Here is a 13030-nt window from a genome sequence, read left to right on the forward strand (position 1 = left end):
AAGTTTTTACGGAAATAATTGATCATGCTCCAAATAACTAACCTCCACGCCAATGTTGGCGACCAGCCTATCCTCAAGGGCCTCACGCTGTCGCTCGGTGCAGGTGAGATCCATGCGATTATGGGACCCAATGGCGCGGGAAAATCGACGCTGGGTTATGTGCTGTCTGGTCGGCCCGGCTATGAAGTGACCGAGGGTGAGGTGTGGTTCACACCGCATGTGTTCCCCGGCGAAGGCCGGGGTCCAGAACCTAAAACAGAAGACTCATCAGCCGCGTTGGACCCCGGCCTTCGCCGGGGAACACAAGGGCCAATAAACCTCCTCGACCTCGAACCGCATGAACGCGCGGCGGCTGGATTGTTTTTGGGCTTTCAATATCCTGTCGAAATCCCTGGCGTATCAAACGTCCAGTTTCTGCGTGAGGCATTGAACGCGCAGCGCAAGAACCGAGGTGAAGCGCCTTTATCGGGCGCCGAATTCTTGAAGGTTGCGCGTGAACAGGCGGGCGCGCTGGGCATGGATATGGATATGCTCAAACGCCCGGTAAATGTAGGCTTTTCGGGCGGCGAGAAGAAGCGCAACGAGATGGTGCAAATGGGCATCATTAACCCCGCGCTCGCGATCCTTGATGAAACCGACAGCGGTCTCGATATCGACGCATTGCGCATAGTCGGCGACGGCATCAACCGCATCATGCGCAAGCCCGACAAGGCCGTGTTGCTGATCACGCACTATCAACGGCTTCTTGATTATGTGAAGCCCGACTTCGTCCACGTCCTTGCCGATGGCCGCATCACGCGGAGCGGCGGACCTGAACTCGCGCTTGAGCTGGAGCGTGAGGGATATCGGGAGCTCGCCGCTTGACCATTATCGTCCGCCTTGTCGCGCCCGAAGATGCGCCTGCGCTCGCCGAACTGCTCAATGCAATTATCGCGCGCGGCGGTACGACTGCGCTGGAAGACGCATTTTCGTCCGAACAGCTTGCCGAAACATATCTCAACGGTCCGAATGTGCTCGTCTGCCTTGTTGCGGTCGAGACAGATTCCGCACGGATAGAAGGTTTCCAGACGCTGGGCCGCTACCCAAATCTTCCCGATAATATTGGCGATATTGGAACATTCGCAAGAGTTGATGGCACACAACGTGGTGTCGGCTCCGCTCTTTTTGCTGAAATGGCTGCGCAAGCCCGCGCGCTGGGTTTGTCAGCAATCAATGCCACAATCCGTTCCGACAATATCGGTGGACTGACCTTTTATGGGAAGCAAGGATTTGTCGATTTTGGCGTGACACACGGCGTTCCATTGAAAGACGGCAAATTGGTCGACCGCGTACACAAACGCTTCGCCCTGTCCATTGAGGGCAACCAAAACGACAAAACGCAAGTAGAGGTCTTTGCGTGATGGGCACGGCAACGCTCCCAACTCGCGGCGATGAGGCTTGGCGGTATAGCGATATTGATGCGCTGGCCCGGGCTTGGCCGTTGCCAGCGGCAGAGTGCGTTGTTGTGCCTGCAGATGGCCATTTTGCGCGGACGATTTTTCAGAACAGCGGCTCTGTTCACACACTAGACATCGCCATTGGCACGGGTGCGACCGCCGCGATCCATATCCTCAACATCGGCGGCGAATATGGCCGCGTGGAGTTGAACGTCACTTTGCATGAAGGCGCAGATTTCAAGCTTGGCGCAGTGCAAATTGGCGGTGGCAACCAGAATCTCGAGATCATTACAACCGTCACCCATGCCGAACCCAGCGCAACATCATCCCAGATCGTGCGCTCGGTCCTCGCTGGCACGGCAACTGGAACCTATTTGGGCAAGGTCGCCGTTGCGCGCGATGCCCAACTGACTGACAGCGTGCAGTCGGTGAAGGCCATGTTGCTCGACCGCAGCGCGACCGCCAATGCAAAGCCCGAACTCGAAATCTACGCCGACGATGTCAAATGTGCGCATGGTTGTGCCATTGGTGAGTTGGACCCGATGGGGCTTTTCTATTTGCAAGCCCGCGGCATTGCGCCGGCGGATGCAAAGAAGTTGATGTTGCAGGCATTTGTCGCCGGCGTGTTTGAAGGTGCGGCAGATGAAGAAATGCTAACTGAGGCGGCGCTGAAGAAATTAGGGGATTTGGTGTGAGTGCGATTAACGCCATATCGCCCCTTGTGCAGGCTGGGAACATCCGCGACCAATTCCCCGGCCTTGCTAACAACTGGCATTATCTCGACACAGCCGCGACAGCCCAAAAACCGCAGGTCGTGCTCGACGCGATGATGCGTGCGGGCGGCGTGGATTATGCCACCGTCCATCGCGGCGTCTATGCGCGGTCGGCGAATATGACCGTTGCGTTTGAGGCAGCACGAGCCCGTGTGGCGCGCTTCATGGGCGCGGCTTCGTCCGATGAAATTGTTTTCGTACGCGGTGCGACCGAGGGCATCAACCTCGTCGTGCAAAGCTGGGGAACGGCGAACCTGGCGGCGAGCGACCGCATCATGCTCAGCCAATTGGAGCATCACAGCAACATCGTTCCGTGGCAAATGCTTGCCGAGAAGGTTGGGGCGCATATCGATGTCTGTCCGTTGACCGAGGACGGCCAAATCGACCTTGACTGGTTGGAGTCGCATTTAACGCCCGCACATAAATTAGTAGCGGTTTCGCATGTGTCGAACGTGCTTGGCTCGGTGCTTGACGCCCGCCGGGCCGCGAACGCCGCGCATGCCGTCGGCGCAAAGCTGATGCTCGACGGCTGTCAGGCCGCACCGCGCATGCATCTGGACATGGCGGCGTTGGATTGCGATTTCTATGTCATGTCGGGGCACAAGTTATATGGCCCAACCGGACTTGGCGTGTTGTGGGCAAAGGCCGAAACGCTGAATGCGATGCCCCCTTATCAGGGCGGCGGCGCGATGATTGACCGGGTGACGTTTGAAAAGACGACCTACGCCCCTGCGCCTTCGCGGTTTGAGGCGGGAACGCCGATGATCATTGAGGTGATTGGCCTGCACGCCGCCATCGACTTCATCGACAGCTTTGGCCCAGAAGCCATTTTCGCGCATGAAAGCGCGTTGGCTGCACAGACGCGCGATGCCTTGCGCGCGATCAACGCAATCACTTTATATGGCCCTGAACAATCTGCGGGGATTGTCTCTTTTTCAATGGAGGGCGTGCATCCGCATGACATCGGGACAATATTGGATGAAGAAAATGTCGCCATTCGCGCTGGCCACCATTGTGCGCAGCCGTTGATGGACCATTTAGGCGTGCCCGCCACCGCGCGGGCGAGTTTTGGTATTTATAATGACAAAGATGATGTCGCGGCGTTGGTGCGCGGCCTTGCACGGGTGAAGAGGATTTTTGGATGAACGAGAACATCCGCATACAAGAAGTTGACAGCGTAGAGAAACCCCCAAAAGCGCGGGTCGAAAGCGCAACTGATACGTCCGAGCGCAAGAAGGACTATCTTGACGGCTTCCTTGCGCAAAAGCCCCCTGCGCCTGCGCAAAGCGAGCCTGATGGCGATTTGTACGAGGCGGTGATTGCGGCGCTCAAGGAAATTTATGACCCCGAAATTCCGGTGAACATTTACGACCTTGGCCTGATTTATAATGTCGAGATCAATGATGGCCATGCTGTCGTTTCGATGACACTGACGACGCCGAATTGCCCGGTTGCAGAATCGATGCCTGGCGAAGTTGAGCTGCGCGTGGGCGCGGTGCCCGGCATCGGCGACGCCGAAGTGAACCTAGTTTGGGAGCCCGCATGGAGCCCAGCCAATATGACTGATGAAGCCCGTTTGGAGCTTGGAATGTTATGACTGATATAAAAACACGCGCACGCCCTGCGGCAGTTATGCTCACAGCCGCATCCGAAGCGCGCATTGCCGAACTGATGTCCAAAGCACCCGAAGGGGCAATTGGCGTGAAGCTGTCCACCCCGCGCCGTGGCTGTTCCGGGCTTGCTTATTCGGTCGATTATGTGATGCAAGCCGTCGCGTTCGACGAAAAGATCGAAACATCGGGCGGCGTGCTGTATATCGACGGCGGCTCCGTGCTGTATCTCGTTGGTTCAATCATGGATTGGGTCGAGGATGAATTCGCCGCAGGCTTTGTGTTTACCAACCCCAATGCGACGGGAAGTTGCGGCTGCGGCGAAAGCTTCACCGTTTAAAAGTCAAATTGCAGCCGCAAGGCAATGCCGACATCATCAGGCGCATTTTCAAAATGCCCCAGTTCCTGCCGCCAGAACAGATTTGACGAGAAATGGCCGCCATATATCGGCACGCCCCATATAAGCTCGCTGGCAATCTCCTGCCCCTTTGGTGCCAGCGCAATCTGGCGGACCGCAAATGTCGTCCCAAGCGTCGCATAATCATACGCCACAGGTAGATACAGCGCCAACCCGCCATGTGTGACGCGCAAGGGCTGCGCGATGCGCAACGCAATGCGGTCACCGCGCGTCAACACATGAGCGCCCGACAGGTCCAGCGAAAAGGCATTGCTTTGCAGCGCGCTTCGCGCCGTTAGTGCTGCGCCAGCATTGGCGGTGGTCCAACCGTGCCGCCAGCTTGCGCCAAGCGACCATGCGCCAATCAGTGGGACATCACCCCTGCCGTCGACAAACAAGCTGCGCGCGCCATTTTGGCCAATGAAGTTGGCGAACCGAGCGCCAAGTACGGTTTCGTCTTCGCGCATCCAATTTGCACCAACGGCGAATTTAGCAGGGCCAATCTGACGGTCGAGCGACACACCGACAGAGGAATAGGGGTAACGGTTGTTTGGGTTGGTCAAAAACGCCGCGCCACGGCGTTCGAACACACGTGCCTGGCCTGCCTCAACGCTTCCTGTCAGGCCAAAGCGCCCAAGTTGATGGCGCAAGGCAAACGACTGACCCGGTGCACGTTCGAACCCGCCGTCCATCTGCGCATCGGTGGCGGTTAGAAATGCAGCCCCCGAGCTGCCCTGCAATGCCGCGACTTGGCCAGCAGCGGTTTGGTGGATGCTAAGGCTAAACCGGGTGTCGCGTGCAATGGCGGCGCTGACGCGGCCCGCCAAAATACGCGCTTGATTCTGCTGCCCATATGACAGAAGCAATTGCGAAAGGCGCGCGCCTCCAGCGTCGCTGGCGCTGATGGAAAAGGCGAGTTCGGTTGTTCCGCGCGATAAGCTGACGGATCGGCTCTGATCAGCCAAAGCAGGCGTGAGCTGAAGGCGAGGCGCGCTTAGGGTAATACCTTCGGCGACATTGATGTCATACGCACGGCCATAGCTGTCCAACACCACCGCATTTGCGGACATGGGGGACAAGGCGGCATCACCCATGGCCGCAGATGTTGTCCCGCTATTTCCGTTCAACGCAACGGCGGTGTTTGTGCCGGCCAGCGACGTTGTTCCCGCTGGCGCAAAGGCGCGTCCAATATCCAATATGCCGCGCCCGTAAAGCGCGTCAGTGCCGGGTTCTCCGGCGTCACGCGCCGATGTCAGCAGCAGGTTCACAATCTGTGCCCCGGTTAAGTTGGGAAAGGCTTGCGCCAACAAAGCTGCGGCACCAGCGATCTGTGGCGCTGAATAAGACGTGCCATTGAACACCCGCACAGAGGTCCCATCATTCGCAACTAAGCGGTAAATAGTGTCGTTGCGATATTCGCAGCAAATGCCTTGGCCTAAAGCCGACAACACCGCGTTCTGCGCAACCCCTGCCTTGTTGCTGAATTTTGTTATGATATTACTGTCATCAACAGCAGTGGCAATGATGACAAGCCCGTTGCCATTGGCCAATAAGGATTGTGCAAAGGGGCTTGGGCTATTCGGGTCAAATGCGGGATCTAATTCATCGCCCTCATTTCCTGCTGATACGACCACCACAACGCCAGCTGATGTTGCACGACCTATCGCAGTGCGCAGCGCGCTACTCGCGCCGCCCGCGCCACCGAGCGAAATGTTAATGACGCGCGCGTTGTTGACCACCGCGCGGTCAACACCGGCGGTAATTGCAGAATCGAAGAACGAACACCCAGCTTCATCCACACTCTGGGCCGTCGGGGCGCAGCTTCCCGCTTGATCGGCACGCAACGCCAATATTGTGGCGTCAAACGCCATGCCGTGGACGTCGCGATCATCTTTGGCGGCAGCCAAAACGCGCGAAACGCTTGTGCCGTGACCATCTTCGTCGCCAAGCGGCCGATCCGCGCCCGTTACATCCCCCGATTGTGCATGGATCCGACCCGCAAACTCATGGCTATTTGGATCAATCCCTGAATCAATTATACCAACGGTGACACCGCGACCACTGGCACCCGCTTGATAGGCCGTGATCGCCCGGTGAAAATTCGGGCCATCTGAGCGGAGATATTCCGCAGTCGCGAAACTTATCGTTGGCGGAGGAGGCGGAGGTGGCGGCGGCGCAGGCGGTGTTGCTGGAGGCGCTGGTGGCACGCCCGCTGTCGGGGGAGGCGGCGCGGGCGTCGAACCTACCCCGCCTCCGCCGCAAGCAGACAGCGCGAGTACGAAAATGACGGAGCTGCCGATCGCAATTTTACGACCAATGCGTGGTTGATGCATAAAAATACCACTTTCAGCGATTGAATTTCTGCTTAAGCCCGATTCGCTTTCGCTAATCTTAACGTCGCCGTTGAGTAAAGATGTGTTTCTGGCTAGGTGACTACATGCATTTACATTTCAGTAACATCGACAATTGGATTTTTGATCTAGACCTGACCCTTTATGGGCCAGATGCGAATATTATGGCGCAAGTTCGGGACCGAATCGCGCTATATGTTGAACGGTTTTTCAACATCGATTCCGACGCTGCGCACCAAATTCGTCACGCTTATTGGAAGAAATATGGAACCACGCTGGGTGGATTGATGACCGAACATGCGGTCGACCCGCATGGCTATCTTGATTTCGTCCATGATGTTGACATGACCCTATTGCAGCCTGCCGCCGATTTGCGCGGCCAGATCGAAGCTTTACCGGGGCGCAAGTTGATTTTCACGAACGCAGATGCACCTTATGCGCAGCGGGTTCTGACCGCGCGCGGCCTTGATGGCGTGTTTGAGGATATATTCGACATTCACCGGATGCAGCATCTGCCAAAGCCTGCATCTGCGAGTTATGACAGGCTGTGTACAGAGCTACATATCGATCCGACCCGAGCCCTTTTTGTCGAGGATTCGGCCCATAATCTTGGTCCGGCCAAGGCCTTGGGCATGACAACTATTTGGGTGAACCACGACATCGAAGCTGATAGCAGCGGTGCAGAAGCATTTATTGATCATGAGATTGCCGACGTAAGCGCATGGCTTTCCTCACTCCACGCCATTGAAAGAACGATATGACTGACCAACTTGCCACGATCATTGATGCTGCATGGGACGCACGCGACAGCATTTCCAGCGCTACCAAAGGCGAAGTGCGCGACGCGGTGCAGACCGCCTTAGCTGGCCTAGATGACGGGTCGCTCCGCGTGGCTGAGAAGCTGTCGGGCAGTTGGCAGGTCCACCAGTATTTGAAAAAAGCCGTGCTTTTGTCGTTCCGCCTGAATGACAATGTTTTGGTGGATGGTGGCGCGTCCGGTGCGCCTGCGTATGACAAGGTGCCTTCGAAATTCGGCGGTTGGGACGCCGACCGTTTCCGCAATGCTGGTTTCCGCGTCGTGCCCGGGGCCGTCGCCCGACATGGCAGCTATGTCGGCAAAAACGTCATCCTGATGCCTAGCTTTGTCAACATTGGCGCGCGCGTCGATGATGGGACGATGGTCGATACATGGGCCACCGTCGGCAGTTGCGCGCAAATCGGCAAGAATGTGCATTTGTCCGGTGGCGTTGGCATTGGCGGCGTTTTGGAACCACTTCAGGCTGGGCCAGTGATCATCGAAGACAATTGCTTCATTGGTGCGCGGTCGGAGGTTGTCGAAGGCGTGATCGTCGAAGAAGGTGCCGTACTGTCCATGGGCGTGTTCATCAGTTCAACTAGCAAGATTATCGATCGTACGACTGGCGAGATATTTGTTGGCCGGGTCCCCGCTTACTCGGTCGTGGTGCCAGGATCGATCCCCGGCAAGGCTCTGCCCGATGGCAGCCCCGGACCCAATTTGTCCTGTGCCGTCATCGTCAAACGCGTCGATGCGCAGACCCGTGCAAAGACCGCAATCAACGACCTGTTGAGGGATTAACTCGACGAGGCGAGTTTCTTGGGTAGCAATCGTCTTGCAATTCGGACTGAATCGCCGCATAGTGTTTTGGCGGACCGGGCCCCTCTGGCGCTTCGCTTCTTCGGAAGGAACGTGATGTCGGCCGCATCGGATGTTTCCGGTGCTGTGGTCAGGCGGTCTTCAAACCCCCCGAAATACGCTTAGCCATGCCCGGAACATCCGATTGAACTTAAACTATGTTCAAAGAGGATGCGCTATGACTTTTTCGTCATTTCGATTGATGCAATATCACCAGAAGATTGACCGCGAATTGCGCGCCGAAATCAACCGGCGTTGGCCAGATATTTTTCGCGTTCAAAGGCTGAAACGGCTTAAACTGGCAATCAAGGATCGTCTTGAAGGCCACGCCAAGGCATCGTTGCGGCGGCCATTGCGTCTTAATAAAATCTAAAATTTGAAACTTAGCCACCACGCGAATTTTCGTCCGCATGGTGCATGGCATTACGTAAAACAGGGAATATTTCATGGAATTTTTGACAATGGACTGGTTGGGGACACCCGTCTGGTTTTGGCTCGCTTTTCTCGGTCTTGTCGTCGCGTTGACAGCCTTTGACCTCGGCATCTTGCACAAGGAGGACAAGGAAATGGGCATCGCCGAAAGCCTGAGGCTGTCCGTTTTCTATATCAGTATCGCGATGCTCTTCGGCCTATGGGTCTGGTTCCAAAAGGGCGCCGAGATGGGCATGCAATATTACACCGGCTTTTTCATCGAAAAGGCGCTGTCGATTGATAATGTCTTTGTCATCAGCCTGATTTTCACCTTCTTCGCAATTCCACGCAAGTACCAGTACCGGGCATTGCTATGGGGCATTATCGCCGTCATCGTCTTGCGCGGCCTGATGATTGCCGCTGGCGCAGCCATTGTGCAGGAATATTATTGGACGCTGTATATCTTCGCGGCCTTCCTCATTGGAACTGGTATCAAGATGCTGTTTTCTGGCGATCAGGAAATGGACGTCGCTAACAATCCGGTGGTCAAATATATCTCAACGCATATGCGCGTGACCAAAGAGCTTCATAATGAGAAGTTCTTTGTAAACGTGCCCGACGACAAGACCGGCAAGATGGTGCGTGCAGCCACTCCCTTGTTCTTGGCGCTGGTGGTCATCAACCTTGCCGACTTGGTGTTTGCAGTCGACTCGGTTCCAGCAATCTTTGCGATCACGACCGATACCTTTATAGTCTACACGTCGAACATCATGGCGATCTTGGGCCTGCGTGCATTGTATTTTGCGTTGGCAGCTATGGTCCATCGCTTTCACTATCTCAAATATGCGCTGGCGCTTGTTTTGGTCTTCATTGGTTCAAAGATCTTCGTGTCTGACTTCCTCATGGGCGGCAGCAAGTTCCCACCTGTCTTAAGCCTTGTCGTCACCTTCGCGCTTATCCTCGGCGGCATTCTGTTTTCCCTCTGGAAGACCAAAGATGACGGCCAATCACAGGTGCAGATTTGATTAACGCCGGTCTTTGGTCGGTGCGTTAAAGTCGGGCGGTTTGTTGGCTATCCAGTCGACAAACCGCCCGATTTCGTCATGCGCCAATAAAGCGTCGACAGTGGCGAAGCGCTTTTCAAGATCGCTGTTGGTGAAATTGGCATGGATGGTCCGGTGGCAGATCGGGTGCACCGGTTGCCGCTCTTTCCCGCCCCGGCTTTTCGGCACGGGATGATGCCATTCGGTCACATCACCCATTGGGCGCGCGCAGAGCCAGCAGCTTAATTCTGGCTCCGCCGAAACTTCGTCCGCTTCGTAATGATCGCGAATTTTGCGCGCCATAATGGCTTTCCCTATACTCTGCTTGGCCAGCCGATCAGTTTTTGCTTGGCCCAAGCAAATTGAGCACCGCAGCGGTCGTTGCCTCAATCCCCAGCCGTACAGATGGTTCCGGATCAATTTTGAACAAAGGTGAATGGTGGCCAGCCACTGGCGATCCGCCATTCTTTGCTGCCGCGATCCATTCAGGCTTCGTCCCGCCAACCGCGAAATAATAGCCCGGAATGCCATGTTTCTGATCCACGAAGAAAGCGAAGTCTTCCGCGCCCATTGTCGTCTGACGGAATGGTGTCACCACATCCTTACCCAAGGCATCGGCAATAGCCCCGTTCAAGCGGCGGGCAAGCGCGCCATCATTTACCGTGACCGGCGTACTTTCCGTCACTGTAACAATCGGCAACCTGTCTGCGGGCAAGCCATGTGCCGCGCCAATGCCCTTGGCGACGCGTTCAACGGACGCAATGAGCTGGTCGCGCACCGCCTGACTGTTGGAACGCACCGTTACCTGCAAGTCTGCATATTCGGAGATGATGTTATGCTTTGTTCCGGCATGGAAAGCGCCAACGGTAATCACGCCGGGGGCCAATGGTCCCTTTTCGCGGCTGATGATCGATTGAAGACCGACAACGATCTGCGAGGCAATATAGACCGGGTCGCGGCCCAAATGGGGCGCTGCGCCATGGGTAGCAATGCCGGGGACGCGAATATCAACGCTGTCCGCCGACGAATATTGAATACCTTCTGATGCCGAGATTTTACCGACCTCAAGCTCTGCAGCGACATGGAAGGCCAATGCATAATCCGGCTTTGGAAAACGGGTATAGAGCCCGTCTTCTATCATCGCCTTTGCGCCACCGACGCGTTCTTCGGCAGGCTGGACGATGAACAATACGGTCCCCTTCCAACGATCTTTCATCCTCGCCAACTGGCGCGCTGTGCCCACCAATGCGGTGATATGCACATCATGCCCGCAGGCATGCATTACAGGCATTTCAAGGCCATCGACCCCGACCTGTTTCACTGTGGACGCATTGGCAAGACCGGAGCGTTCTTGCACAGGCAAGCCATCCATGTCCGCGCGTACCAGAACGACTGGCCCATCACCGTTTTTCAACATGCCAACGACGCCGGTGCCGCCGACTTTCTCAGTGACAACCATGCCGGGTACGGCGCGCAGTTCCTGCGCCATACGCGCACCCGTCTTAAATTCGCGGAATGACAATTCGGGGTTGCGATGGAAATGGTCCCACAGGCTCGCCAGCGAATTGTCATAATCCGCCTTAATCGAGTCTGCGTAATCTGGCTGCGCGGCTGCTGGCGTTACGACCAACGCGCTGGCCAACAATGCGCCCAAAATAGCTCTCTTAATCATCTTACTTTCCCCTGTTATCCCAGTTTTTCGTTATCTGTCGTCCACGCTATCATGGGCACCGATCAAAGCAATGCCCAACGGTGGAAAATTCATCGACCATAGTTACGTAACGATAAAAGCCCTTGCGTTCTGCAGGGTTGATCCAAAAGCCAGCACGCAGCGAATACGCCTCCCCCACATGGCCGAACCAGCGATGGCCGGCCTTGTCGGTCAACCAATGCACGCCAAGACCATAAGCCATGAAATAGCCTTTATCATCATCGCCATTTTTGCCGTCAAAGGTCCAGACAGGACCAATCATCTGCGCAAAGCTTTTAGGCGACAATAAAGGTGCGCCATCGCGCAACAGCAATTGACCGATTTTTGCCAGATCGCCCGCCGAAATACGTAAGCCGCCCTGCGGGCTGAACGCCGACCCGTTGCCCCCTCCATCACCGCCGCAATCAACGGCGAATTGATATTGGCGTAAGAAAAATACGTGCCCGGTACATGGTCCAGTTCCCATGCCTTTGGGTCGACAAGCACGGCCTCAAGACTGCCATCAAGCGGCACAATATAATCCACAGAGTCACGCAAACCGCTTTGATGCGATAACAACGCGCGCAAGGTAATCGGTGTATCCGGAAAGGCCGGATTGCGCACCCGCCAACCCAGATAGTCATTCACGTCGCGGTCGAGATCAAGCTTGCCTTGCTCCAGGAGTCGCATCACGCCAATGGCGAGGACCAGTTTTGAAATAGACGCGACCCGCGCCGGATCATCTATGGTCACGGCCCGCCCCGCAATGCCGGCATCGCCTTCGACTATCGTGGGGTTGATGCTGTCCGATGTGAAATCGACTTTAACCACTGCAGGCCGGATATTGGCTTGGCCAGACAGCGTTTCCGCCCAGCCGGTCGTTGCGCATCCCGAAGCCATCACTGCCGCAAACGTTGCGCAGACCAACCTTAAGCGGCGCAGATGCATCATGACGCGGGGCAGGCACCCATATATTTGCCCCTTGCCTGGCCCTGCATGGTGACTTTTCCGACCATAGGCAGGCGGACATTTAATGTGCTGTCATAATTGAATTCAGTTTCGCCCATGACGCCGGCAAGTTCCATGTCCACGCTGCCCATGCTATCCATGGCGCAAGACAATTTCATGCGCACATTTTGTCCGGAAACATCAAATGCCCTGTAAATGCATTTTTCAGCGCCATCGCCGCCAAAGAAATCCGCACCAGGCTTTTTCGCGTCGGCATCGGTCAAGCAACTTTGGCTGGAGGCGCTTTTCGCCAGTTCGTCCATGATCTGCTGCTTTTCTGCTTTACCCAGCGTCGGAACATCGATGTCCGCAAAAATGAAATTGGTTTCCCAAAGCCCGGCCTTCATCGGAATGAACGCATCATAGTCCATTTCGGCCGCGCGCTCTTGGCTGTCGATGATGCCGTTGCCGTCTTTATCCGCGCTGTTGTCGGCGCAAGATGCCAACACCAGCAGGGCCATTGCGGGCAACACCGCCTGTGTCATAACCATTTTCATGCGGGGCAGTCTCCGACGCGTTTTCCTTCGATCTTGCCGGTCATCTTGACTGCGCTCATCAGGAAGAATTTATGCATTAAACTACCCTCTCGTCTATCCCTATCAGATTAGTGTCGCCGACTGCTTGAAAAGGCAACAGCGATTAAAAATGCCGTTGAAA

16 protein-coding genes are annotated in these 13030 nt (G+C 55.9%); 10 read left to right on the plus strand and 6 right to left on the minus strand.

Features of this window, described 5'->3' with window-relative positions; translation table 11 throughout:
- Window positions 1-24 precede the first annotated feature (24 nt).
- Genes sufC through Q0N43_RS06820 form a run of 6 tightly spaced genes read left to right on the plus strand, consistent with a single transcriptional unit; the run spans window position 25 to window position 4159 of the window.
- A complete protein-coding gene (gene sufC, locus Q0N43_RS06795) occupies window positions 25-864 on the plus strand; it encodes a Fe-S cluster assembly ATPase SufC (RefSeq protein ID WP_295444361.1) in 840 nt (279 codons plus the stop codon).
- On the plus strand, window positions 861-1400 hold the full coding sequence (locus Q0N43_RS06800; protein ID WP_295444364.1) for a GNAT family N-acetyltransferase: 540 nt from the start codon (window positions 861-863) through the stop codon (window positions 1398-1400). The genes sufC and Q0N43_RS06800 overlap by 4 nt, the downstream gene beginning before the upstream one ends.
- Window positions 1400-2131, plus strand: a complete 732-nt coding sequence (locus Q0N43_RS06805) for a SufD family Fe-S cluster assembly protein (RefSeq protein WP_295444366.1) — start codon at window positions 1400-1402, stop codon at window positions 2129-2131. Before Q0N43_RS06800 ends, Q0N43_RS06805 begins: the two co-directional genes overlap by 1 nt.
- 5 nt (window positions 2132-2136) lie before the next feature.
- Entirely contained in the window at window positions 2137-3354 is a 1218-nt protein-coding gene (locus tag Q0N43_RS06810) for a cysteine desulfurase (protein ID WP_295444541.1), read from the plus strand.
- Entirely contained in the window at window positions 3351-3806 is a 456-nt protein-coding gene (locus Q0N43_RS06815; RefSeq protein ID WP_295444369.1) for an SUF system Fe-S cluster assembly protein, read from the plus strand. The genes Q0N43_RS06810 and Q0N43_RS06815 overlap by 4 nt, the downstream gene beginning before the upstream one ends.
- Window positions 3803-4159: an iron-sulfur cluster assembly accessory protein gene (locus Q0N43_RS06820; RefSeq protein WP_295444372.1), complete on the plus strand. Its 357-nt coding sequence runs from the start codon at window positions 3803-3805 to the stop codon at window positions 4157-4159. The genes Q0N43_RS06815 and Q0N43_RS06820 overlap by 4 nt, the downstream gene beginning before the upstream one ends.
- Here Q0N43_RS06820 and Q0N43_RS06825 read toward each other — a convergent pair.
- Complete coding sequence (locus tag Q0N43_RS06825) at window positions 4156-6549, minus strand: S8 family peptidase (RefSeq protein WP_295444375.1); 2394 nt, start codon at window positions 6547-6549, stop codon at window positions 4156-4158. The genes Q0N43_RS06820 and Q0N43_RS06825 overlap by 4 nt on opposite strands.
- A 104-nt stretch (window positions 6550-6653) precedes the next feature.
- Between Q0N43_RS06825 and Q0N43_RS06830 the strand changes: the two genes are divergently transcribed.
- From Q0N43_RS06830 to Q0N43_RS06845, 4 genes are all read left to right on the plus strand, one after another.
- Entirely contained in the window at window positions 6654-7328 is a 675-nt protein-coding gene (locus Q0N43_RS06830) for a pyrimidine 5'-nucleotidase (protein WP_295444378.1), read from the plus strand.
- Window positions 7325-8164, plus strand: coding sequence for a 2,3,4,5-tetrahydropyridine-2,6-dicarboxylate N-succinyltransferase (gene dapD, locus Q0N43_RS06835; protein ID WP_295444381.1), 840 nt, complete (start codon window positions 7325-7327; stop codon window positions 8162-8164). The genes Q0N43_RS06830 and dapD overlap by 4 nt, the downstream gene beginning before the upstream one ends.
- Before the next feature lie 235 nt (window positions 8165-8399).
- Window positions 8400-8594, plus strand: a complete 195-nt coding sequence (locus Q0N43_RS06840) for a DUF465 domain-containing protein (RefSeq protein ID WP_295444383.1) — start codon at window positions 8400-8402, stop codon at window positions 8592-8594.
- A gap of 73 nt (window positions 8595-8667) precedes the next feature.
- Window positions 8668-9657 (plus strand): TerC family protein, encoded by a 990-nt coding sequence (locus Q0N43_RS06845; RefSeq protein WP_295444386.1) that lies wholly within the window; start codon window positions 8668-8670, stop codon window positions 9655-9657.
- Here the strand turns inward: Q0N43_RS06845 and Q0N43_RS06850 are convergent, their stop codons facing one another.
- The 5 genes from Q0N43_RS06850 to Q0N43_RS06870 are packed head-to-tail and all read right to left on the minus strand — an operon-like array spanning window position 9658 to window position 12870.
- Entirely contained in the window at window positions 9658-9978 is a 321-nt protein-coding gene (locus Q0N43_RS06850) for an HNH endonuclease (RefSeq protein WP_295444389.1), read from the minus strand. It lies immediately after the preceding gene.
- Between the two features lie 34 nt (window positions 9979-10012).
- Window positions 10013-11347, minus strand: coding sequence for an amidohydrolase (locus Q0N43_RS06855; RefSeq protein WP_295444392.1), 1335 nt, complete (start codon window positions 11345-11347; stop codon window positions 10013-10015).
- 49 nt (window positions 11348-11396) lie between these two features.
- Entirely contained in the window at window positions 11397-11699 is a 303-nt protein-coding gene (locus tag Q0N43_RS06860) for a hypothetical protein (protein WP_295444395.1), read from the minus strand.
- Complete coding sequence (locus tag Q0N43_RS06865; RefSeq protein WP_295444398.1) at window positions 11645-12316, minus strand: serine hydrolase domain-containing protein; 672 nt, start codon at window positions 12314-12316, stop codon at window positions 11645-11647. Before Q0N43_RS06865 ends, Q0N43_RS06860 begins: the two co-directional genes overlap by 55 nt.
- The gene (locus Q0N43_RS06870; RefSeq protein ID WP_295444401.1) at window positions 12313-12870 is read right to left on the minus strand and encodes a DUF3617 domain-containing protein; all 558 of its coding nucleotides are present in this window, start codon (window positions 12868-12870) and stop codon (window positions 12313-12315) included. The genes Q0N43_RS06865 and Q0N43_RS06870 overlap by 4 nt, the downstream gene beginning before the upstream one ends.
- Window positions 12871-13030: the final 160 nt, after the last annotated feature.

Origin of the sequence: Sphingorhabdus sp. EL138 (genome assembly GCF_945882965.1) — a bacterium.
GTDB lineage: Bacteria > Pseudomonadota > Alphaproteobacteria > Sphingomonadales > Sphingomonadaceae > Sphingorhabdus_B.